Source organism: Lysinibacillus sp. FSL M8-0134 (genome assembly GCF_038069745.1).
Classification (GTDB): Bacteria; Bacillota; Bacilli; order Bacillales_A; family Planococcaceae; genus Lysinibacillus; species Lysinibacillus irui.
Window position 1 is genome coordinate 2,887,252 of the sequence record NZ_JBBPAJ010000001.1, and the last position, 22,708, is coordinate 2,909,959.

General features: G+C 37.0%; 23 protein-coding genes. 4 read left to right on the forward strand and 19 right to left on the reverse strand.

Annotation, left to right across the window (positions count from 1 at the left end; genetic code table 11):
• The first annotated feature begins 122 nt into the window (after positions 1-122).
• Together MKY49_RS14795 and MKY49_RS14800 are read left to right on the forward strand one after the other, a co-directional pair.
• Positions 123-1,382 carry a dicarboxylate/amino acid:cation symporter gene (locus tag MKY49_RS14795; RefSeq protein WP_341386585.1) on the forward strand — a complete coding sequence of 420 codons (1,260 nt, stop codon included), beginning with the start codon at positions 123-125 and terminating at the stop codon, positions 1,380-1,382.
• 195 nt (positions 1,383-1,577) lie between these two features.
• Positions 1,578-2,114: a tubby C-terminal domain-like protein gene (locus tag MKY49_RS14800; protein WP_341386586.1), complete on the forward strand. Its 537-nt coding sequence runs from the start codon at positions 1,578-1,580 to the stop codon at positions 2,112-2,114.
• 76 nt (positions 2,115-2,190) lie between these two features.
• Here the strand turns inward: MKY49_RS14800 and MKY49_RS14805 are convergent, their stop codons facing one another.
• Positions 2,191-2,817, reverse strand: a complete 627-nt coding sequence (locus MKY49_RS14805) for a hypothetical protein (RefSeq protein WP_274793780.1) — start codon at positions 2,815-2,817, stop codon at positions 2,191-2,193.
• A gap of 259 nt (positions 2,818-3,076) precedes the next feature.
• Here MKY49_RS14805 and MKY49_RS14810 point away from each other — a divergent pair, with 259 nt between their 5' ends.
• A complete protein-coding gene (locus tag MKY49_RS14810; protein WP_274793781.1) occupies positions 3,077-3,256 on the forward strand; it encodes a hypothetical protein in 180 nt (59 codons plus the stop codon).
• A gap of 79 nt (positions 3,257-3,335) precedes the next feature.
• Here the strand turns inward: MKY49_RS14810 and MKY49_RS14815 are convergent, their stop codons facing one another.
• The 11 genes from MKY49_RS14815 to MKY49_RS14865 form a co-directional block, all read right to left on the reverse strand.
• Entirely contained in the window at positions 3,336-3,875 is a 540-nt protein-coding gene (locus MKY49_RS14815; protein WP_274793782.1) for an NADPH-dependent FMN reductase, read from the reverse strand.
• A gap of 201 nt (positions 3,876-4,076) precedes the next feature.
• A complete protein-coding gene (locus MKY49_RS14820) occupies positions 4,077-4,325 on the reverse strand; it encodes a DUF2164 domain-containing protein (RefSeq protein WP_274793783.1) in 249 nt (82 codons plus the stop codon).
• A gap of 120 nt (positions 4,326-4,445) precedes the next feature.
• Complete coding sequence (locus MKY49_RS14825) at positions 4,446-4,667, reverse strand: hypothetical protein (protein ID WP_274793784.1); 222 nt, start codon at positions 4,665-4,667, stop codon at positions 4,446-4,448.
• A 14-nt stretch (positions 4,668-4,681) separates the two neighbouring features.
• Positions 4,682-5,803, reverse strand: a complete 1,122-nt coding sequence (locus MKY49_RS14830; protein WP_274793785.1) for a Nif3-like dinuclear metal center hexameric protein — start codon at positions 5,801-5,803, stop codon at positions 4,682-4,684.
• Position 5,804: 1 nt separating this feature from the next.
• Positions 5,805-6,497, reverse strand: a complete 693-nt coding sequence (locus MKY49_RS14835; protein ID WP_322605677.1) for a tRNA (adenine(22)-N(1))-methyltransferase — start codon at positions 6,495-6,497, stop codon at positions 5,805-5,807.
• 195 nt (positions 6,498-6,692) lie between these two features.
• Positions 6,693-7,055, reverse strand: a complete 363-nt coding sequence (gene cccA / locus MKY49_RS14840; protein ID WP_274793787.1) for a cytochrome c550 — start codon at positions 7,053-7,055, stop codon at positions 6,693-6,695.
• Between the two features lie 423 nt (positions 7,056-7,478).
• Positions 7,479-8,045, reverse strand: coding sequence for a hypothetical protein (locus tag MKY49_RS14845; RefSeq protein WP_274793788.1), 567 nt, complete (start codon positions 8,043-8,045; stop codon positions 7,479-7,481).
• 231 nt (positions 8,046-8,276) lie between these two features.
• A complete protein-coding gene (gene rpoD, locus MKY49_RS14850; protein ID WP_004227165.1) occupies positions 8,277-9,404 on the reverse strand; it encodes an RNA polymerase sigma factor RpoD in 1,128 nt (375 codons plus the stop codon).
• Between the two features lie 32 nt (positions 9,405-9,436).
• On the reverse strand, positions 9,437-11,269 hold the full coding sequence (gene dnaG, locus MKY49_RS14855; RefSeq protein WP_341386588.1) for a DNA primase: 1,833 nt from the start codon (positions 11,267-11,269) through the stop codon (positions 9,437-9,439).
• A 206-nt stretch (positions 11,270-11,475) separates the two neighbouring features.
• Positions 11,476-12,288, reverse strand: a complete 813-nt coding sequence (locus MKY49_RS14860; RefSeq protein WP_274793790.1) for a pyruvate, water dikinase regulatory protein — start codon at positions 12,286-12,288, stop codon at positions 11,476-11,478.
• Between the two features lie 17 nt (positions 12,289-12,305).
• Entirely contained in the window at positions 12,306-12,938 is a 633-nt protein-coding gene (locus MKY49_RS14865; RefSeq protein ID WP_274793791.1) for a helix-turn-helix transcriptional regulator, read from the reverse strand.
• Between the two features lie 427 nt (positions 12,939-13,365).
• Here MKY49_RS14865 and MKY49_RS14870 point away from each other — a divergent pair, with 427 nt between their 5' ends.
• Positions 13,366-14,751: a glycine--tRNA ligase gene (locus MKY49_RS14870; protein WP_274793792.1), complete on the forward strand. Its 1,386-nt coding sequence runs from the start codon at positions 13,366-13,368 to the stop codon at positions 14,749-14,751.
• Positions 14,752-14,800: 49 nt separating this feature from the next.
• Here MKY49_RS14870 and MKY49_RS14875 read toward each other — a convergent pair whose 3' ends face one another.
• The 7 genes from MKY49_RS14875 to MKY49_RS14905 all read right to left on the reverse strand — a co-directional run bounded on the left by MKY49_RS14875 (position 14,801) and on the right by MKY49_RS14905 (position 22,598).
• A complete protein-coding gene (locus tag MKY49_RS14875) occupies positions 14,801-16,519 on the reverse strand; it encodes an HD-GYP domain-containing protein (protein ID WP_341386589.1) in 1,719 nt (572 codons plus the stop codon).
• A gap of 876 nt (positions 16,520-17,395) precedes the next feature.
• Complete coding sequence (gene recO / locus MKY49_RS14880; protein WP_274793794.1) at positions 17,396-18,181, reverse strand: DNA repair protein RecO; 786 nt, start codon at positions 18,179-18,181, stop codon at positions 17,396-17,398.
• Between the two features lie 87 nt (positions 18,182-18,268).
• Positions 18,269-19,186 carry a GTPase Era gene (gene era, locus MKY49_RS14885; protein ID WP_274793795.1) on the reverse strand — a complete coding sequence of 306 codons (918 nt, stop codon included), beginning with the start codon at positions 19,184-19,186 and terminating at the stop codon, positions 18,269-18,271.
• Entirely contained in the window at positions 19,173-19,586 is a 414-nt protein-coding gene (locus MKY49_RS14890) for a cytidine deaminase (protein WP_274793796.1), read from the reverse strand. The genes era and MKY49_RS14890 overlap by 14 nt, the downstream gene beginning before the upstream one ends.
• Positions 19,587-19,644: 58 nt before the next feature.
• Positions 19,645-19,995 carry a diacylglycerol kinase family protein gene (locus MKY49_RS14895; RefSeq protein ID WP_341386590.1) on the reverse strand — a complete coding sequence of 117 codons (351 nt, stop codon included), beginning with the start codon at positions 19,993-19,995 and terminating at the stop codon, positions 19,645-19,647.
• A complete protein-coding gene (ybeY, locus tag MKY49_RS14900; RefSeq protein ID WP_322605674.1) occupies positions 19,996-20,469 on the reverse strand; it encodes an rRNA maturation RNase YbeY in 474 nt (157 codons plus the stop codon). It lies immediately after the preceding gene.
• Positions 20,470-20,477: 8 nt separating this feature from the next.
• A complete protein-coding gene (locus tag MKY49_RS14905) occupies positions 20,478-22,598 on the reverse strand; it encodes an HD family phosphohydrolase (protein ID WP_274793799.1) in 2,121 nt (706 codons plus the stop codon).
• Positions 22,599-22,708: the final 110 nt, after the last annotated feature.

A 22,708-nucleotide genomic window follows, 5' to 3' on the forward strand; every position in this document is an offset into this window, starting at 1 on the left:
AATGAACAAAATGAACAATAGAAACTTTACGGTCATAAAAACTATTGTCGGAAAATTTCAGCTATGATAACCACATGAAAGCGTTCACACAATAGCCATAGTTGTTATAGGGGGAAAACTATATGCGTATAAATTTTAAAAACTTAACGGTGCAAGTATTGATTGCCATTGTACTAGGTATCCTAGTCGGAGCAATATTCCCAGAATTCGGTGCGAAGCTAAAAATACTTGCAGATATCTTTATCAAATTAATCAAAATGTTAATTGCACCTATTATCTTCCTAACTGTTGTAATAGGTATTGGTAGTATGGGTGATGTAAAAAAGGTTGGAAAAATTGGGGGAAAAGCGTTAATTTATTTTGAAATTGTTTCAACCTTCGCTCTTGCAATCGGCCTAATCGTCGTAAATATCGTTCAGCCAGGTAAAGGTTTTAATACAGAGGCTGCCAATGGGGCTGATGTCTCTCAATATACAGAGGCTGCCGCAGCAGAGCATGGCTTAGGGGCTTTTATTATGCAAATTATTCCTGAGAATGTCGTTGGGGCATTAGCGAATGGTGAATTATTACCTGTTTTATTCTCTGCCGTTTTATTTGGACTAGCTGCTGCAGCTATTGGGGAGCCTGCTAAGCCTGTCATTAAATTTTTTGAGCAAGTAGCAGATATCTTCTTTAAAATCGTTAACATGGTCATGAAAATTTCTCCTATTGGTGCATTCGGTGCCATGAGCTATACAATCGGTAACTTTGGGATTAAATCACTCGGAAACTTAGGATTTTTAATGCTATCTGTTTATATTACGATGTTTATTTTTATCGTTGTGATTATTGGCTTGATTACACATTACTTTGGCTTTAGTATTTTTAAATTTATTAAATACATTAAAGAGGAAATTTTTATCGTTATTGGGACTTCTTCATCAGAATCGGCCTTACCTTCTATGATGCGTAAACTGGAAAATTACGGTTGTTCTAAGCAAGTAGTCGGACTTGTTGTACCAACAGGCTATTCATTTAACTTAGATGGAACTTCCATTTACTTATCAATGGCTGCCATCTTTATTGCACAAGCGTACGGTGTGGATTTAGATATTTGGCATCAGATTACGTTATTAGCCATCTTAATGCTCACTTCTAAAGGAGCAGCGGGTGTAACAGGCTCTGGCTTTATTACACTAGCCGCAACATTGGCAGCATTTCCGATGATACCAGTAGAAGGGATTGCCCTATTGATCGGAGTAGATCGTTTTATGTCAGAGGCACGTGCTGTCACAAACCTAATTGGTAATGGCGTAGCTACGGTAGTTGTTTCAAAAATGGAAAAAGAATTTGATACAGAGCAAGAAAAGCGTACTCTTTCTGGGCACACTCAAATGCCATAAATTTAAACAGTCTGCTGAAAGCGAAATAAAAATTCGCTATTTCAGCAGACTGTTCATTTTTAGATGATTCAACTTTTCACGAGGTAAGCTGATAAAAGATAAAGTAATTTTATCTGTTCGGCTTCTAAAAGATAGCTCTTTTCATGAAACCTCCTCAACTGCTTACTCGTATAGATAATGACTGGAGGTTTCTTTATGGCAATATTTACACTTACGTATCCTAAAGCTTTGAAAAGCTTTACCCATATTCCAATCGTGAATGAACAAAATGAAACAATATGTGTGCTTCAAAAAGTAGAGCGTTCCTCTGCCGGCAAAGTACTGAATGCTGTTTTGCTAGTAGCAGCACAGCAAACATTGCCTTATCGTTATGAAACGCGATCTACATTAGGTGCACCCCTTTTTCAAGTACAATCTACCCTATTAACAAAAGGAGTCAGCCATCAAATTGTGATGCCTGATGGTAGTTTGATACCGATTCAACGGAAAACAATCCAATTATTGGAATCCTCTTATTCATTTACAATGGACGATTTAGACTTTCGGTTTGAAAAGGATTTTACTTCTACCGCTTATCTATATTGCAATAATGAAAAGATTGCTAGTGCTAGTCCTATTGAAACGGAGTTAGTACGAACAGGTATACAGTTTAAGCTTTTCCAGGCAGATGATATGCACTTTGTTGCACTCCTTGCAACTCTTTATCAAGCACTTTTTGCCATTACTACATAGTTTGCAGATGTAAATATGACAAAGGTATCGACGAATAGACTCTCGATGCCTTTGTCATAGATCTTCTTTTACATGATTAATTTATTTTTTGACGTTGCGCATTTAATATATTAATGACATAAGAATTATTTTGTGAAGCATTCGCTTGTACAATTTTTTTAATGGCTTCTTCTATCCCTATTGCTAACTGAATTCCTTCATGACTGGCGCCTTTTATCGTAGTTTGAATCGTAATAGTCGTTCGATTTTCAATGACTAAGTATTCGTATACATCAAAGTCTTCTAAGCCTGCGATTAGCTCTTCCATCAACAGGTTAATATCATCCCCTATTTTCTTGTTGTCATCGCGCAACGAGGTAAACTCCCATCTTTCAAAAACGATGGGATAGTTTTTTAAAGGAGACGATTTAATTGCATTTTTGGCAATAGACTCCATATCTTTTTTGACCGTCTGCAAATAATCTTCTGTGCCGACTACTTGTATTACCAATTCCTTCTCTTCAGTCGTTTTAACATCAATCCCGACATACTTTTCAAGTAGCTTCTCCTTTAATCGAGATAGGCTTAACTCTTCATTCGTAATAGGTGGTTGCTCCCCTTTATTTGCTACTGACTTATCATCTACTACTAATTTATCAAACAGGATTAGTATAGCTATTATCACCACTAACAACCCTATAACAAGCCCAAACCTTCTAACCATTGAATCCCTCCTGATAGGAAGGTATGACCCTTACTACTTCAATATTCACTTTTTTATAGGGATTCAGCAGATGCAGTGCGAGGTGTTGTAAAGAGAAATGTCTCCCTCAACGACTAGCTAGTCATTGTATTGCTTACTTTTCCTGATATATTCCGGGACACGAAATAAATTCGCTTAATTTTGTCCATTTTATGTCAAGCTTTTCAAAAAGGAGTACACTAAAAAGGTAGTAATTCTAATATTTTGGAGGGTGTTTTATATGGACACAAAAGCAGCGGATATTAAAAATATACTGACATTAAATCTACTCGTACAAATTTTAGAGGAACGTGGCATTATGACAGATAAAGAATTAAAAGAACGCCTTACCAATACAGTTAAACTATCTTCTATGGAAAATGATTTAAAAGAAAAAGTTATTGAAGAAATTAAGCATTAATGTATGTTATCACATCAAAAAACGACCGCTTCCATAATGATACCATCTTTGAAAGGGGTCGTTTTTTTCATAATAATACTTAAGATCGAATTGTTTTTAAAGCTGTTGACCAAGGAATGAGCTGATCTAACATTTGGTGAACAGAATCTGCTTGCACCTCTTTTGGTTTAAAGACAGAGCCATTTTCAAAATCAGTAAATAATGATAATGCCGGATGAACTCGAACATCTGCCACTAGTAGTTCTCCAAGAATGCCTCGTAAATGTTCAGCAGCACGTGCACCTCCAACAGAACCATAGGAGACAATACCAGCAGCTTTATTATTCCATTCTACTCGTAAATAATCTAATGCATTTTTTAATGCACCCGTAATGGAATGATTGTATTCCGCAACGATAAAGACAAAGCCGTCACATGCTGCTACTTTTTCTGACCATGCAGCTACACCTGAAGTATCTCCACCTGGTTCTCCTAAAAATGGTAATTTAAAATCTGCAATATCAATGATTTCATACTCTGCATCACGGCGTTTTTCTGCAACTTCCTTCACCCATGTGCCAACCTGTGGGCTTACACGCCCCTCTCGCGTACTTCCTAAAATAATACCAATTTTCAACATATAAATTCTCCCCACTTCATCCTTTATTGTGACTATTCTCGCTTCCTGTACGCGATTGCCACTCATAACCATTTTGGTCAAGAAAATAGTCCATTAATCATCACTACTCTAGGAATTGCAAGTATTATCTTCAATTCAAGATTAAATTAACATAATTCTTTATTTTCTGTCAATTATTTATATTAGAGGGGTAGAGAGCATTTATTTCAATTTTATCGGTTGCTCCAATGCATCGAGTTCCTCCTCAATTGCAGCATATTGTCTTTCTACAACATATTTAGCATCAGATAGAGCTGCATTATAAATATGGGGAGCAATCTGCTCCTTAATAAAATCTAACACACGCTCTGCTTCAAATTCACTAATGTCCTCATCACGCTGATTATAGAAAAATCGTTGAATATCAGCAAGTATCATTTCTTGCTGGTCTTTTGATAAACGGATAAACACGACAACTTCCCCATTTCTTTTAATAAATTATAAATTTATACCAATCTTATCATTATCAATAGATTGTTTGCATAAAAAAGGCTGAAACACTAGTACTACTAGAGCTCAGCCGCAATATTATTATTGACACTCAAAGGAATAACTAGTGGATAAAAAGTTTTTTTCCTTTGAAACTATCGCTTGTCCACCATCATCCTCACATTGTTGGGTCATAGCATCTATTTTCTTATCATTGATGGTATTCGTCATGACCGTCATACCAATGCCAAAAACAACGATGAATACACCTATTATAATCCATAACTTACCGGCTTTATTGCCTGCTGGTCTTTCACTAGCCACAATGTTCCCCTCACTTATACAAATAAAAATGGTTCAGTATGAATGGTTGATTGTACAAATTCAACTTGATATTTTTTATCTTCGCATAGTGTAGCCATTTTTTGGGCAACACCTGCAATCATCACTTTTTCTACATGATGACCAGGATCGACAATTTGTAAGCCAATAGCCTGTGCGTCTTGTGCCGTATGGAAGTACATATCACCTGTTAAAAAGACATCTGCACCTGCACGCTTCGCCGCATAAATATACTTATTACCGTCTCCCCCTACAAGCGCCACTTTGCTGATCTTTGACTGTAAATTACCTACGACACGAACTGCTGGGACTTTTAGTTGCTGCTTTACGAACTCAGCAAATTGCTGTAGCGTCATTTCCTGTGATAAGTAACCTACACGCCCTAACCCCATAACATTTGTTTGTTGCTCGAGACGTATAACATCATAGGCAGGCTCCTCATAAGGATGACTTGTGAGCATTGCCTTTAACACTCTGTTTTTAATGGATTCAGGAAATACGACCTCCACTTTTACTTCTTCCTCTACATGTAACTCTCCAACAGAGCCAACAAACGGTGTTGCCCCTGCTAATGCACGAAATCGCCCTTCACCAGTCGTCGTATAGCTGCATGCTTCATAGTCCCCAATACGACCTGCACCAGCCTTTTCAAGCGCCTCACGTAAGGCTTCTGCATTGGCAGTTGGTATAAAGACGGCTAGCTTCAACAGATTTTCAGCATATGTTTCTTCTAATATAGAACGATTTTCTAGCTTTAGGGCATCTGCAAGTAAATCATTGACCCCACCTTCAGCCACATCTAAATTTGTGTGTGCCGCATATACAGCAATATCATGTTTAATAAGCTTTTCATATAAGCGCCCTGCCGGATTATCTGTGCGGATATTCGCTAAACGTCTAAAAATTGGAGGATGATGAGCGATGATCAGCTCACAACCTTTTTCAATTGCCTCGTCCGCCACCTCTTCATTGACATCTAACGTGACTAATACTTTATGAACAGGCTTGTTGAGCGTCCCAATGGCTAAACCAATTGGATCATTTTCCATGCAAGCTAGTTTCTTGGGCGACCATGATTCAAATACTTGAATGATTTCTTGACCATTTACCGCTTTCATCTTACAAAACTCCTTCCACTAAACGTATTAAAGCCATTAGCTCTGCACGTTTTTCTTCAATTTCAGGTGTCTGTTCTGCTCCTTCAATAGATTGAAGGACACGTTGCCAGTTGTCTTTTTCACGTTGCCATTTTTTTATAAATGCTGGTGATTTGCGTTGGCTTAGTTTAGGGCCAACTAAAATCTCTGCTGTTGATAGCTCCATTTGCCCTCTTTGTAATACAAGGATTTCATAGATTTTATCATCTTCTTCTAAAATCTCTTCATCAAGGATCGCCCATTCATGTGCTAGAGCCCACTCCCGAATGACCTTGGCATGTATATTGGGTTGTAAGATAAGACGTGTGACACCTTGAAGCTTTTCGGGATGCTTCTCTAGAATGGAGACAATTAAAGGTCCTCCCATTCCAGCTATTGTCACCGTATCTACATGGTCTGCCTCTTCAATCGCTGCTAATCCATCAGCAAGACGTACTGTAATTTTTTCTACTAAGTTTTCCTTCTGAACTTGTCCTACAGCTGATTCATAAGGTCCTTTGACAACTTCCCCTGCTATGGCACGAGAGGCTGTTCCTTGGTGAATCAAATAACATGGTAGATAAGCATGATCACTACCAATATCCGCCATGACAGCTCCTGTTGGAACAAATTTTGCTACTGTTTCTAATCGCTTTGAAAGTTTTTGTGCGTTCATTTTATACCGCCTATCTTCAATAGAGTCCATTAATAGTATGGATGATGTCGTGAAAAAAAACAAATGGAGTTGTCCATATTTCTATGTGGACAACCCCATTTTATTATGTACCTAAAAGTCCCAAGACGACCTCGGTGCATTCTTTTAAAGATAAAAGTAGCTGTACTTTAGCAGTACAGCTACTTGTCAGTCATACTATTCTAAAGTAGAAATGTATTCAGCGATTGCTTTTGCTTCCTCTTCAGTTTTCATGTTAGGTTGCATAGGAGTACCTTCGATACCCTTTGTTAAAACTTCTACGATATGTGCTTCATCTAAGCCATGTAGATTTGGACCCATACTACCAGTTAAATCACCACCGTGACAACCGATACAAGATTGTACTAGTGCTGAACCATCAGCATTCGCGTCTGTAGTTTCTGTAGTAGTTTCGCCACCACCCTCATGTTCAGCAGCAATTTCTTTCTTGTTATCTGCACCTTGTAAAGACATGAAGAAAATAAGACCAATACCAAATGCCAGAATTAAGATGTAAGGAACGACTGGATTGTTTTTCATAAGTTTCCCCTCCTCATTTTAAGTCTACTTCTATTATAATATAGAATCAGTCAACATCTAATATTGTACTTCATTAACAAAGAAACGAAAAGCCCTATTCGCTAAGTTTTCCTTTGTTTGTAACAAATTCGACATTTCTGTATCTATTGGATAAAATATGTCTTGCAAACACCAAAATTTGGTCAAATTGATCCCCCCATCCAACTCTTTTTCCTTATACTCTTGCTGTTATCATACCCTTTGCAGACATTCATATACCAAAAAATAAAAAAATCTGTATGCTATGTTTCAGCATACAGACTTTATTAATCCAAAAGATGAGAACTTTATTTACATGTTGATCAAATTGTAGATTCATTGTTGTAGAATAACATTTTTTAATGGTAAAGCTTATTTCGATGGAAATATTGTATGCTTACTGAGTTAAGATAAATTTATGATATAATACCCAATCAGTGCTAGTAATCCTAAAGCACCTGAGACTGTGAAATATAACAGTTTCATTTTAATACCCGACCAAAGCCATATTAGACAATTCGCTGCAATCAAGCAAAATAAAACCATATTATTTCCACTAAAATATGTAGTGCAAATGCGGATAGACATACTAAACAGCAGAATTGCCGCTAATACATGAAAAATAGGGGCTAGTAGTTGTTTTTTTCGTGCCATTTGCCATGCAACAATGAATAATATGCACGCGCCTATCCCCACAAGAACAGTTAAGATCAAAGTCAAAGATTTTATTGTAAAATAGATAGCCAATACAGCCATAATGGCGATACATAGACCTACAACTAACAGGATCATTTTTCTTTTTTCTGATGGTAAGATCGCTTGTTTAGGATGTTGCACTGGTTCTATTTCCTCTATATCTGCTCCTTCCGTATAAAGAGCTGCTAGAAAGTCGCAATAGTGCTCTGGCAAAAGTTTATTTTGCTTCCAAAACAAAATTTCATTCAGAATTATTTTTTTTCGAGGATTTGTCATAGTGTTAGCTCCAAACATTGCTTAATAATGGTTGTATTACAATTTTATCTCACACTATTTAAAAATACATCTGTACAAAGTAGCAAATCCATCATTCCCTTCATTCTAATTATCTATTATTGGAGATAACTAGATAGGTGAATAGAGGGGCACTTTTCATTTTCACTGTATAAAAAAGAGCTATCCAACTAGGTATTTTCACACTAATGGGATAGCTCCATCTATTTAAATTTACTCTAAGAAGTCTTTTAAACGTTTACTACGAGATGGGTGGCGTAATTTTCTTAATGCCTTTGCTTCAATTTGGCGAATACGCTCACGTGTTACGCCAAAGACTTTCCCTACCTCTTCTAAAGTTCGTGTGCGACCATCATCTAAACCAAAACGTAGACGAAGTACATTTTCTTCACGATCTGTTAAAGTATCTAATACATCTTCTAACTGCTCTTTTAACAATTCATAGGCTGCATGATCAGATGGAGATTGTGCTTCGGAGTCCTCAATAAAGTCTCCTAAATGTGAATCATCTTCTTCTCCAATTGGTGTTTCAAGAGATACTGGTTCTTGTGCAATTTTTAAAATTTCACGTACTTTTTCAGGTGTTAAATCCATTTCTTCACCAATTTCTTCTGGAGAAGGTTCACGGCCTAGATCCTGTAAAAGTTGACGTTGTACACGTATTAATTTATTAATGGTTTCGACCATATGAACAGGAATACGGATTGTACGAGCTTGGTCAGCGATTGCACGTGTAATAGCCTGACGAATCCACCATGTAGCATAAGTAGAGAATTTAAAGCCTTTACGGTAATCGAATTTTTCTACCGCTTTAATAAGACCCATATTTCCTTCTTGAATTAAATCAAGGAATAGCATGCCACGACCAACATAACGCTTCGCAATCGATACAACAAGACGTAAGTTAGCTTCTGCAAGACGTTTACGTGCTTCCTCGTCCCCTTGCTCAATACGCTCTGCAAGAGCAATTTCTTGTTCAGCTGACAGTAAATCTACTCGGCCGATTTCCTTTAAATACATACGTACAGGGTCATTAATTTTAACACCTGGTGGTACACTCAAATCATTTAAGTCGAAAGTTTCTTCATTCGCTTCTTCTTTCATGAGACTTTCTTCTTCAAATTCTTCTTTACCAATGATTTGAATATCTTTATGCTTTTCAAGATCCTCAGCAAAATGGAAAATTTCTTCGTTTTCCAATTCATAAGGCGTTAGTTTCTCTGAAATTTCTTTCATAGAAATTTCACCTTCTGTTTTTGCTTTTTCTTGTAGGAATTTTTTTGCATCATCTAATGTAATTTCTACTTCTATCTCTTTTGAACGTTCTGACTTGTCCGCCATAAACCTTCCTCCTTCTAAACAACCGAATCGGGTTAAATCGCCGATAACGATTTTCTTAAATGAATAATCTGTTGGGCGATTTCAAGTGCACGTGCATACTCATGCATCTTCTCCGCTTCCTTTGACTCATGCATCTTTTGATAAATTTCTTGCTCAATTCTATATTTTTGAAGCTGACGGATGGAGTCCATAACCTCTGCCTCTGCTTGATCAGGATCTCGCTCGACTAAAGCTGCTTCCATAACAATCTTCCGTAATTCAGCGTCATCTAAGATTTCTACAAAGCGTTGATAATCTGGATGACCATATTCCTCATAAAATCCTACTAAGCGAACAAAAACTGCCATATAAGCATCTCGTACAAATGGCTCTTTCTGGTCACTTCGTAATACCCTGTCTACTACATCTATATTATGAAGCATATGAGCCAGTAATAAACGTTCGGCACGTTCGGCTGCGTCCATAGGCTTTTGTTGCTGTGTGACTGGCATTGAAGGCATCTGTGTAGGCATTTCTGCTTTTGTAGAACGTACCTGATTAGCCTCCAGCTTTCGGAATTGGGCATAAATGGCTTCTTCCGAGATATTTGTTTCATTTGATAGCTGTCGTATATACAAATCTCGTTCCACTGGTGATGATCTACCTACCAGCTGTTCTAGGACTTCTTGAATATATTGAAGCGTATCATTTTCAAATTGAAAGTTCTTATTGCGTCTAGCATGCATCATCATAAAAGCAATATACGCATGAGGGTTTTCCAAAATTTGTTCCTTAAATGCTTGTCCACCTAAAGTGCGAATATATTCATCAGGATCTAATTTTTCTGGTAACACAGCAATATTAACTTTCATCCGCTCCGTATGCAGTAATTGCGCCGCTCGTTTTGCTGCATCAAATCCAGCATTATCACCATCATAGCAAATCGTAATCTGCTCTACTAAGCGCTTTAGCTTTGTGATATGCTGATTTGTTAGCGAGGTACCCATAGTCGCAACGGCATTCATTACACCTACAGAGTTAGCTGCTAGTACATCCATAAAACCTTCCATCAATACTACTTGACGATTTTTTCTGATAGAAGTTCGTGCTTTATCTAGGTTATATAGCACTTCACTTTTTTGAAATATTGGTGATTCTGGACTATTTAAATATTTCGCTTCCTCACCAGTTGATGAAATTATTCGACCAGAGAAGGCAATGATTTTACCATTTTCATCACGAATAGGAAACATGATTCGTCCTCTAAAACGATCAAAATAACGTTCTTCTCCCTCTCGCTTAATGATTAAGCCACTTTCCGCAATTTCTTGTAAGTTATAACCTTTTCTTTCAAGCAATATTGTTAATGCATCAAAGCTTGGGAGAGACCAACCAATGTTATTAGATTCGATAAGTTCCCTTGTAAATCCTCTTTCTAGTAAATAATTTAAAGGTTCTTCGCCATCCTCTGTATTTAATAGTAGATGGTGAAAAAAATCTGCCGCAAAAGCGTGTGCTTCCTTCATCCTTTCTTCTGCTTTAGATACTTTTTTCGTTCCCCCTGGAAAACTTGGCTCAACATCTAATTGTATGCCAACACGTTCTCCAAGTTTCACAACTGCATCAGGAAAAGAAATACCTTCCATATCCATTACAAAAGTAATAGCATTTCCCCCTGCACCACAACCAAAGCAATGAAAAATTTGCTTATCAGTTGATACAGAAAAAGATGGTGTTTGCTCTCCATGAAATGGACAGAGGCCAAACCAATTTCGCCCACGCTTGGTCAGCTGCATGTATTCACTAATTACATCAACGATATCCGATTGTGTACGAATCTGTTCAATTACTTCTTCTGGAATTTTCCCTGCCAACTCCATCACCATCTTCTATATTTGCGTTATAGAAACACAATTCGCTATTCGTTTTAAAATTCCTTTATTTCTCGACAAAAAATTAGGATTTTTCTCTTATAAATATTTTTACCACAATTTTATTATTATAAAACAAAAATTAGTTTTTATCTATACCATTTTCAAAATCCACTCAAAAAAACCGCCTCTACTAACCGAGGTGGTTTCAAATTACTTTCTTATTTACAGGTCAAAATATGTTCTATGATTGTATTTGCTGTCTCTTCTACCGCTTTGTTCGTCACATCTATAACTTTACAGCCTATTTTATCGACAATTTTTTCAAAATGTTGGATTTCTTCTAAAATTCGTTCATGCTGTGCGTATATGGCATCATCATTCAATCCAAGTGACATTAATCGTTCTTTTCTTATAGAGTTTAACTTTTCAGGTGAAATGATTAAGCCAAAGCATTTTTTTGGATCTAGCTGTAAAAGCTCTTCAGGTGGTTCTACCTCTGGAACTAAAGGAACATTTGCCACCTTATATTTTTTATGGGCTAAATATTGTGAAAGTGGAGTTTTGGACGTTCTTGATACACCCACAAGGACAATATCCGCCTGTAGTAATCCACGTGGATCTCTACCATCATCATATTTTACCGCAAATTCAATCGCTTCTATTTTTTTAAAATAATCGTCATCAAGCATATGAACAATACCTGGTGTTTCTAAAGGATTCTCTTCCATAAAGGTCGCCATGGATTGTAAAGCTGGTCCTAAAATATCCACGGCATGAATTTTTTCTTGTTCACATAGATCATGTAATAATTTACGCATTTCTTGACGAACTAGTGTATAGACGATAAATGCTCGCTGTTGTGCTGCAAGAAAAACAATTTTACGAATAAGCTCCTCGGATTGAATATGTGGAAATCGACGAATAACAGTATTTTCAAGACCCGGTCGGAACTGGCTAATAACTGCTTTTGCAACTTGATCACCAGTTTCACCGACTGAATCAGATACAACAAATACGCGTAGTCTTTTCATGCAGTCTCCTTCTAACTTTAGACATTTTGTGCAAGAGATAAGAAAGCTCGTGTAATCGTTGTTTTTGTAAGACGACCTACTATGGTCAAACCACCCTCTTGGGGTTCAACCACTGGTAGCGAATCAACTTCTCGTTCAATAAGTTTGTTCGCCGCGACAACTAAAGAATCGGATCTTTCACAGTACGAAATATTTGGCATACGTGTCATAATAATATGTACTGGAATTTTATTTAAATCCTGCGTGCCAATACTAGTACGCAGTAAATCTTTGCGAGATAGTACGCCTGTCAAAAACTCATTCTTATCTACGACAAAGAGTGTACCAACATCTTCAGAAAACATAAAGCAAATTGCATCATAAACCGTCATTGTTTCTGGTACTACTACAGGACCCGAATGGAAATCCTTCACTTTTAAATTATGAATACTATCCATTAGGTTGACAGATGCCTTTTTACCAGAATAAAAATAACCAACTCTTGGTCTTGCATCTAAAAATCCTGCCATTGTTAGAATGGCTAAATCTGGTCTTAAAGTTGCTCTTGTCAGATTGAGACGTTCGGCAATATGTTCACCAGTAATAGGGCCGTTTTCTTTTACAATTTGTAATATGTCTTCCTGACGTTTATTGAGTTCGATTGGACTCACCGCCTCAAATCTAATAGTGTTATACTTATGCTCAATTATTATATACTATTTTAATAATTATTGCGAATTAAAGAACTACATGCTACAATATTGACACATACGCTTGCTCTATTTGTATTTTCGAGCAAAATTGCGTTATACAGGCGATGATGGGAAAAAAGTATCTGTTCCATTCAATAGCGAGTAGAAGATGGTGAAAGTCTACATAGCAACAGAGAAAAGGCACTCCCTGAGCTAACTTTTTAAAAAGAGGTTTTAAACTTTTGTTTAAAACAATCAGGGTGGAACCGCGGGTATTAGCACTCGTCCCTGGGCATACATTGTGCCCGGAGACGGGTGCTATTTTCATTTAGTCCAACTAAATGAACAAACTTTAGCGATTTACCGCTAAAAGAATAATCTGTAAAACTAAGAAGGAGGCTATTTTATGGCTAACAAATCAATGGAAACCATCGTATCATTAGCAAAACACCGAGGTTTTGTCTTCCCAGGCTCAGAAATCTACGGTGGTCTAGCAAACACTTGGGATTATGGTCCACTAGGTGTTGAATTAAAAAACAATATTAAAAAAGCATGGTGGCAAAAATTCGTTCAAGAATCAGAATACAATGTAGGTATTGACGCGGCTATCTTAATGAATCCAAAAGCTTGGGTTGCTTCTGGTCACGTGGGTAATTTCAATGACCCAATGATTGACTGTAAATCTTGTAAAGCTCGCCATCGTGCAGATAAAATTATTGAAGATGCTGCGTTAGCAAAAGGTGATGAAATCATTGTCGATGGTATGACATTCGATCAAATGAAAGAAACAATGATTAAATATGACGTTGTATGTCCTGATTGCGGAAAAGCTGATTTCACAGATATTCGCCAATTCAACCTTATGTTTAAAACTTTCCAAGGTGTAACGGAATCGTCTACTAATGAAATTTACTTACGTCCTGAAACGGCACAAGGTATATTCGTAAACTTCAAAAACGTTCAACGCTCTATGCGTAAACGTACACCTTTTGGTATTGCACAAATCGGTAAGTCTTTCCGTAATGAAATCACACCAGGTAACTTCACATTCCGTACTCGTGAATTCGAACAAATGGAGCTAGAATTCTTCTGCAAACCAGGTGAAGACCTTGAATGGCATGCATATTGGAAAGAATTCTGTAAAAATTGGTTACTAAACTTAGGCATGAAGGAAGATTCTATGCGTCTTCGTGATCACGAGGATGATGAGCTATCTCACTACTCAAATGCGACAACAGATATCGAATTCAAATTCCCATTTGGTTGGGGAGAGCTTTGGGGCGTTGCTGATCGTACAGATTACGATTTAAAACAACATATGGAACATTCTGGTGAAGATTTCACTTATATCGATCCAGTTTCAAATGAACGCTATGTTCCTTATTGTATTGAACCATCTTTAGGAGCAGATCGTGTAACATTAGCATTCCTATGTGATGCTTATGATGAAGAGGAGCTAGAAGGCGACGATAAACGTACAGTGTTACGCTTCCACCCTGCTTTAGCACCATTCAAAGCTGCTGTTCTACCACTTTCTAAAAAATTATCTGATGAAGCGGCTAATGTTTGGGCTGAGCTTCGTAAAGCGTTCCCTGTTGATTTCGATGAATCACAATCTATTGGTAAACGTTACCGCCGACAAGATGAAATTGGTACACCATTCTGTATCACTTACGATTTTGACTCAAAAGAGGATGGCCAAGTAACAGTTCGACACCGCGACTCTATGTCACAAGTTCGTATGCCAATTGCAGAAGTAAAAGCATATATTGAAAAACATCTTCAATTCTAATGTTTAAATTACCAAAAGAGGGAGTAGCCGATAAGGCACTCCCTCTTTCTTATACTTGGGATGTTGAAAATAAGCGCTCTTGCATCTTTTCCTCAAAAGAAAACTTTTTCATACTCATCCCAATTAAACTAACAAGTACCTCTTCAATATCATCTAATGAGTAATATAGAAACGTTCCTTCTCGCATAGGACGTACTCGCTTATCAACAGTTCGCTCATCTTCAATAAAATAAGCGACATTCACATCGCAATGTCCCATTAATTGTGTAATTCGCTGATCATCACCAGGATTGATGAAAAATGGTACAATTTTATCAATATACAAAATACTTTGTACAAGCTTAATGAAAAAATTTTCTCGTAATGATGTTTCTACTACTAAAATGGCCGTTTTCTCATGCTGATAATCCATGTATAAAACATTTAATTGCTCTTCTAATAGTTTTTTTAAGATGCTTATAGCGGTTTTGTATTTCGTCATATCTGTTTGAATTTCTCTTGTTAACACACGTAAAATACGAAAGGCTGGTAAGAAAATTTTCAAAACAATTTCTTTAGGATGTAAATGGTCAATTAATTTATTAAAATGAATTCTCAGATTATTTTCATCACAGCGAATCAATTGCTCCACAAATAAGTTAAAAATCTCTTCAAAGCTATTGGAACGATAGTCAATCATCTTCGCAATTTTCACACTATAATTCAAAGGCAGGTTCATCGATTTCTGTTCATCTAGCAATCTCACCTTCGGTAATGTAGGAAATAAATCATACACTAACTCAACTTGTGCACTGCGATTATCTGACAACATTACAACCGAGTTGACTGGGTAAATTCCTAAACATTCTACAAACTTATGCATAAAATTCTCATTATATAAATGGCGATCTCTATATAAAACAGCTAAAGCATCTGTAGCACCGTAGCCCATATGATAGACTCTCTTTGATGTCATGGCTGAATAAACATCAATAATTTGTAATAATTGCACACCTTCACTCATATTATCTGCACAAAGTTGATTCGGATAGCCCTTCCCGGCAAAGCGTTCGTGGTGATCTCGCGCTAAATAGGCGATGTCCTCTTCATTTTGTTCTACTAGTAGCTCATAACCCCTTGTTGTGTGTGTTTTAACGATTTCAAATTCATCTTCTGAGAGCTTTCTCTTTAAATTTAGTATTTCTTGAGGGATAAACACCTTCCCAATATCATGGAACAAATAACCCCTTGCTAACGTTTCGATATCCATTAAACCTAGGTATCTAGCAAAGATGGTACCTAATACAAATACATCAAATGAATGGACAAAGGAATATTCATCCCATTCCTTTAAACGTATAAGCAGTTCATAACGATGTTTTTTTTCTAAAATTTTTTCGAAAATCTCTCGTACATAGGCTGTATCCTGCATACTTTTAAGTATTTGCCCATAGCGCAATTCATGCACGACATTCTCCAGGGTGGTCATAAAAAGCTGACTCACTTTTTCCTTATAATCATCAACTGGCTCGCTTTTTTCAATTAATGGGGCAAAGAGATCTTCATATTCTCTTGTTCGTTGCGCACTTAAATCATGGACAACTCGAACTGAATCAGATGGTAAATAGACAGACAATTCATCTACTTTACGAAGTTTAAGTAAGGCAATAATTCGTTCCGTTAAAACTAGATCCTTTTTAGCTAGTAAGCGATACTCTGAAAAAATATCTTCTGCTAAGATATCATTTGCTTCAACTTCATGAATACTTAAGGTTACTTTTCGTAGCATATTTTCTGCCACATACGCATGTACTAAGCACTATGTGACTCCCTCCTTCTTCCGTAAGACTGCGTTATTCTGATAAACGTATAAGCATACGTTTTTGCTGATAGAGGCTTTTCATAGGCAAATCTAAATTTATCTAACGTACATTTACGGGGATGAAACGACTAATTATACTCATAAAAATATAAATACGATTATCTACATCATTTACAATATCATAGGTTAAAATACCTTTTCAACTAGTATATGGGACTCCTATGAATAGTTTCTACTATTTATATATTGAAAACTAAATGAAAATACAATTCCATTTAACTATAAAATAATTAATCTTTATAATTTCAACGTTATTAATGAATTCAATAGACATATAAATGATGATTTTAAAACAAGTATTTATTAAATAAGAATAAATTTTTACGTTAATTTTATTTTGTAAAATTTTAAATTTTATCCATCCACTTTCCTTATTAAAGGAAAGGTTTCATACGTAAAGTTTCCATTTTTCACCTTTATAGAAGGAGATAAGTACTAAAGCTTTTTAATACATGTGAAAAACGTTAATGGAAAGCTAAAGGCAACGCCAGAAGAAGTAAAAGAAGAGGATTGTACAGAAATCTACCCATTAAGTGAACGGATAGCAAATTACCATTCGTACCAACACAGGTAACGGATGAATTAACACTAGCCGCTTCTGAGCTCCTTTCGCCCCTGTTTATGTAGTTATCGATTTTTGCAGACACTGCCATTCTCTATTTAACGGGGAAAAAACGGGGAGAGAGCTAAGCTGATCTTTATATTGAAAGTATTGCTGGTAAACGGGCTATTTTATTCGTATTAGACGATGAAATTTAAAAAATGCAAAATGCCAGAAGAACATTATTGATCTTCTGGCATTTCCTCTTTAGACCGTATTTGCAATTCAGGTGTTCTCTCTAGCTGCTCAATAAATTTTCTCGTCTTAAAGCGAATACCCGTTTGCTCTTCATAAATCGTTGTAATAATTTTTTTGATAAAATATTTTGTTTCCTTTTTCAGATCTATTTTTCCAATTTGATCAATTGGAACTGTATAAAACATACGTATTAGCTTAAGCTGGGTTGGGGTTAAGCGGATGATGTAGGGATCATGCTGATAACAGCGATGACATAAAAAACCTCCTTGTGCAAAGGAAAAAGCAAACTCTCCATCTACAGCTCCACATGAGGCACAAGCATGTAATATGGGTTGCACACCTGTATAGGGCAGCATTTTCCATTCTACAAAAAGGGTAATGGCTTCAGGATCATAGCCTTCCTCTATTGCTTGTAAAGCATGGAGTAATACATCAAATGCAAAGGGCTCCGGCTTTCCTTCTTCTACCACACGCTCCACTAATTCCATTATGTAGCTAGCATAAGCTGTAGCCATTATATCCTCACGAATATGGCGCATCGAATTCAAATGCTCCCCTTGTTGCAATGTACCCATGCCTGTATGGTGTTGTACCATAAACATGCCATACGTAAAGGGTTGTGTGACAGATGCTAATCGACTAGAAGGCTTTTTAGCTCCTCGTGCCATAGTGGCAACCTTCCCTGCCTCACGCGTCAATAAGGTCACAATTTTATTGGATTCACCATAAGCACGCACCTTTAAAACAATTCCTTCCCATTTATGAAGCATAGTCCCCCTCCTTTCTAAAAGCTGTCCATGAAAATAGAGCTCTCCAAATTTTTTTGGACAGCTCAACGTAAAAACTATAAAAGCATCTTAATATTCATCATCACGGAAACCGAAATCACGTAAATGCGTTGATTTATTGCGCCAATCTTTTTGTACCTTTACCCATAGCTCTAAATAAACTTTAGAACCTAGCAGCATTTCGATATCCTTACGCGCCCGTGTCCCTACTTCTTTCAATAAGGCACCACGTTTACCAATAACAATGCCTTTTTGAGAATCGCGCTCCACAATGATTGTGGCTGCAACATGAATTTTATCTTCATTTTCTTCATCTCGACGAATTTTATCTATGACAACAGCTATAGAATGCGGAATTTCTTCACGTGTTAAATGTAACACTTTTTCACGAATAAGCTCTGAAATAATAAATCGCTCTGGATGATCTGTTACTTGATCCGCTGGGTAGTATTGTGGCCCTTCTGGTAAATATTTCGATAGTGTTGCTAATAAATTTTCTACATTATTGCCTTGTAGAGCCGAAATCGGTACAATCTCTGCAAAGTTATAGCGTTCTTTATAACTGTCAATAATCCCTATTAGCTCATCAGGATGAATGGCATCGATTTTATTGATAACTAGGAAGACAGGGGTTGGGTTCCCAGCTAACATTTCTAGAATAAATTCATCGCCTTTACCAAGTTTCTGCTCCGCATTGACCATGAACATAATAACGTCCACTTCACGTAACGTGTTTTTAGAAACCTTGAGCATGAAATCGCCTAGTTTATGTTTTGGTTTGTGGATACCCGGTGTATCAATAAAAATCATCTGGCTATCATTTGTTGTTAGTACGCCTTGTACTTTATTTCGTGTTGTTTGCGGCTTATCACTCATGATCGCAATTTTTTGGCCAATGACACGATTTAAAAATGTCGATTTTCCAACGTTCGGGCGACCAATAATAGAGATAAAGCCTGACTTGTAGCCATTATTAGTTTCCTGCATTCTCTAAATCCTCCGTCGTAAAGGCAAACGGTAGTAATTCGCCCACTGACGTTACCGTAACATCACCTTTTAAATTCGTTAAATAGACAGGCATAGTTGGAGCACAAAACTCCATCATGACCTGACGACATGCTCCACATGGTGCACATGGCCCGTCAGTATCAGCTACAATCGCAATGGCTTCAAATTCGTAAATGCCCTCAGATATTGCCTTAAAAAACGCTGTACGCTCCGCACAATTCGTCATACTATAGCCTGCATTTTCAATATTACAGCCGTGAATAACCTCTCCCTCTTTTGTTAGAAGAGCAGCCCCTACTTTAAATTTTGAGTACGGAACATAAGCTTTTTCACGTGCTTTTTTTGATTCTTCTAGTAATGCTTGCATATCCATTGTCATCTATACTAATTCTCCCTCACATTTATGGTTTATTTACATTAGAAGACACTCATTTCCATTAAAACCATTTTGGTAGAAAGATGAGTAATCCGATTATAGCACTGAATAGCGCAAATACAAGCACTGCACCTGCTGCAATGTCTTTTGCTTGCTTAGCAAGTGGGTGTATCTCTGGGGAAGCTAAATCGACTACCCGTTCGATGGCTGTATTGATCATTTCTAGTGCAAACATTAGTGCTATTAATAGTAGCACAATATACCATTCGATACGAGATAAACCCGTTAAATAACCAGCCAACATAACAATAATTGCACTTACTACATGCGATTTAAAATTCTGTTCTTTACTCGCTGTTAGGATGCCTTCTATTGCATAGCCAAAAGATCCCAAGTATTTGCGCCAATCCATTTAGTCTCGTCCTAAACCGAAAGTCTTTAATATGTCATCTTGCTTTGCAAACATTACTTTTTCATCTTCTGGCTCCATATGGTCATAACCAAGTAAATGTAAAAAACCATGCACTGCTAAAAAGCCTAATTCTCGCTCAAAGGAATGATTGTATTCCTCAGCTTGCTCTTTTGCACGATCGGTTGAAATAATGATATCCCCTAATATTCGTGGCATACCTTCAAACGTTACTTCTATTTCCCCTTCACCCAGCTCCTCTAGTGCAAAGGAAATAACATCTGTTGGCTGATCCTTGCCACGGTATTCACGATTAATATCTTGAATCGCCTCGTTCGTAACAAACGTCACAGAAACCTCTGTTTCTGGCTCAATGTTTTCAATACTCGCAGCATGCTGCAATAGCTTTTCAACAAGCTCCGTATGCTGTACTGATACTTCATTTGTTTCATCTGTAAAATCAATTGTTAAAATCATAGATCCTCCTACTTGTCTGCCTTTGGATATTCAATACGTGAGTGGAAAATCCCATTCAACGTTTCACAAAGAACTCTCTCTATACATTTTAACTCTTTTATTGAAATATCGCATTCATCAAACTGATTATCCTGTACTCGATCATCAATAATAGCTCGTACTAGCTTATGAATTTTTTCAGCATTAGGTTCTTTCATTGAACGAACCGCTGCCTCTACACTATCCGCCACACTAATAATGGCCGCTTCCTTTGTTTGAGGTTTTGGCCCAGGATATCTGAACGTAGCTTCATCAATGGATTTCCCCTGCTCTTTTGCTTTAAATAAGAAAAATTTTAACAAACTTGTTCCATGATGCTGTAAGGCGATATCAATTATTTCTTGAGGCATTTTATAGCGTTTTAACATGTCAGCTCCGTCAGTCGTATGGGCTATAATAATTTCCGCACTCGTTTCAGGTGGTAATGAATCGTGTGGGTTAATACCAGACATCTGGTTTTCAATGAAAAAAGCTGGACGCTTTGTTTTACCAATATCATGATAGTAGCATCCAACACGTGCTAATAATCCATCAGCACCAATTTCTTCACACGCTGCCTCCGCTAAGTTCGCAACCATTACACTATGATGATATGTGCCTGGTGCTTCCATTAGTAATTTTTTTAATAATGGATGATTCGGGTTGGATAGCTCGATTAAACGTAGTGACGATAATAAGCTAAAGGCTGATTCAAAAAATGGTAAAAGTCCCATTGTTAAGGCCCCTGAAAGTAAAGCAGATAACATTGCTGCAATAAAATAAAACATTAATTCTGGTAGGCCATAGGATGATTGTGTCATTAATAAGTAAAAGGCGATAAAAGCCATATTTACAAGTGAAATCACACCAACCGCATGTAAAATATGTGAGCGCTTCTCAACACTACGTAAAAAGAATAGGCTGGCAAATCCGCCGAAAATGATATACAACGTAATTTCCATCTGCATTACCGATGAATAGCCTTCTTGAAAAATAACCCCAGCTGAAGCAGCTGTCATCACTGTAATCAAAACAGCCGCTCGCTCATCCGCTAACAATCTTACTAGCATTGTAGCTAATGCCGTAGGGAATAAAAAGGCAATCGTTACATCAAAGCCGCCAGACACTAAGCTAATAAACTTCATGAGCAGTATAGACAAACTATAAACAATTACTGTTACTAAAAGCGCATTGCGTTTTTTTCGTTCGTCCGCCTCCCAACGCTCAAATAAAATATACATGAACATCATTTGCAGTAAAGTGAGAATAATCAGTCCTGCAATTGGCTTTAAGGAAGCTTTATTACTAATCATCCCCAATAGCTCTAGTTGACGGTACGCCTCATTATCAATAATTTGACCTTCCTGCACAATAATTTGACCTTGTAAAATTCGTGTAGGCTCTACACTTTCCTTTGCCTGTTCTTTTCGAATTTTTGTTTGTTCCTCATTGATTGTTTCATTTTCAATAATACTTGTACGTCCTATTAACACCACTGTATTGAATATTTTATCTGGATACCCTCGTTGTCCGCGAATCTTTGTTTCAAAATCATTTTGAGCAACAAAGACATTTTCTGGTCGAATGGATTTTTGTAAATATTCCTCTACAAATTTGGATAATTGCGTACTTGTTCTATTTAAGTCTTCTTCACTTTGCACTAATAAAGCTTCTAACTGCGAATCTGTAAAGATTAAAGGCATCTGGTCTTCATCTATGGATTCAAACTTTTTGCGAAGCTGTGTAACTTGGTCGGCAATGGGAATAGGTTCCTTACTGCTTGCAACATCCTTTTTTACTTCTAGTACATAGTCAAATAATGATGTTACAATCGCTGCTCTTTGCTTGGCGACATCCTCCGAAAATTGATAGACCGAATCCACCGCATTTGCTGCTTTTTCTCGCTCTTGCTGTGTCTTATAAGTATCTTCGATCGTTTTAGTAGATCGTACGGTTTCAGGCGCAAGCTGTAATGGTTTGAAATCATATGTAACTCCTTTAACATTGCCATACATAAACGCAAATTGTAGGCCACCTGTTAAAATGAGAATAATGATAATAAAGTAGCGAAAACCGATAAACTCTGTAAATTTTCGAAGTTGTTTCTCCATCTGGCACCTCCTCTATCTACCTACTATCATACCAATTCAACATACATTTTTCTCGAAAAATGTAATAAGAAAGCAAAAAACAGCTATACATTTTCGTATAGCTGTCACAT

Coding starts and splice junctions, on each gene's coding strand:
- MKY49_RS14795 (WP_341386585.1), top strand. CDS start 123: ATGCGTATAAATTTTAAAAACTTAACGGTGCAAGTATTGATTGCCATT.
- MKY49_RS14800 (WP_341386586.1), top strand. CDS start 1,578: ATGGCAATATTTACACTTACGTATCCTAAAGCTTTGAAAAGCTTTACC.
- MKY49_RS14805 (WP_274793780.1), bottom strand. CDS start 2,817: ATGGTTAGAAGGTTTGGGCTTGTTATAGGGTTGTTAGTGGTGATAATA.
- MKY49_RS14810 (WP_274793781.1), top strand. CDS start 3,077: ATGGACACAAAAGCAGCGGATATTAAAAATATACTGACATTAAATCTA.
- MKY49_RS14815 (WP_274793782.1), bottom strand. CDS start 3,875: ATGTTGAAAATTGGTATTATTTTAGGAAGTACGCGAGAGGGGCGTGTA.
- MKY49_RS14830 (WP_274793785.1), bottom strand. CDS start 5,803: ATGAAAGCGGTAAATGGTCAAGAAATCATTCAAGTATTTGAATCATGG.
- MKY49_RS14835 (WP_322605677.1), bottom strand. CDS start 6,497: ATGAACGCACAAAAACTTTCAAAGCGATTAGAAACAGTAGCAAAATTT.
- cccA (WP_274793787.1), bottom strand. CDS start 7,055: ATGAAAAACAATCCAGTCGTTCCTTACATCTTAATTCTGGCATTTGGT.
- MKY49_RS14845 (WP_274793788.1), bottom strand. CDS start 8,045: ATGACAAATCCTCGAAAAAAAATAATTCTGAATGAAATTTTGTTTTGG.
- rpoD (WP_004227165.1), bottom strand. CDS start 9,404: ATGGCGGACAAGTCAGAACGTTCAAAAGAGATAGAAGTAGAAATTACA.
- dnaG (WP_341386588.1), bottom strand. CDS start 11,269: ATGGTGATGGAGTTGGCAGGGAAAATTCCAGAAGAAGTAATTGAACAG.
- MKY49_RS14860 (WP_274793790.1), bottom strand. CDS start 12,288: ATGAAAAGACTACGCGTATTTGTTGTATCTGATTCAGTCGGTGAAACT.
- MKY49_RS14870 (WP_274793792.1), top strand. CDS start 13,366: ATGGCTAACAAATCAATGGAAACCATCGTATCATTAGCAAAACACCGA.
- MKY49_RS14875 (WP_341386589.1), bottom strand. CDS start 16,519: ATGCTACGAAAAGTAACCTTAAGTATTCATGAAGTTGAAGCAAATGAT.
- recO (WP_274793794.1), bottom strand. CDS start 18,181: ATGCTTCATAAATGGGAAGGAATTGTTTTAAAGGTGCGTGCTTATGGT.
- era (WP_274793795.1), bottom strand. CDS start 19,186: ATGCAGGAAACTAATAATGGCTACAAGTCAGGCTTTATCTCTATTATT.
- MKY49_RS14890 (WP_274793796.1), bottom strand. CDS start 19,586: ATGACAATGGATATGCAAGCATTACTAGAAGAATCAAAAAAAGCACGT.
- MKY49_RS14895 (WP_341386590.1), bottom strand. CDS start 19,995: ATGGATTGGCGCAAATACTTGGGATCTTTTGGCTATGCAATAGAAGGC.
- ybeY (WP_322605674.1), bottom strand. CDS start 20,469: ATGATTTTAACAATTGATTTTACAGATGAAACAAATGAAGTATCAGTA.
- MKY49_RS14905 (WP_274793799.1), bottom strand. CDS start 22,598: ATGGAGAAACAACTTCGAAAATTTACAGAGTTTATCGGTTTTCGCTAC.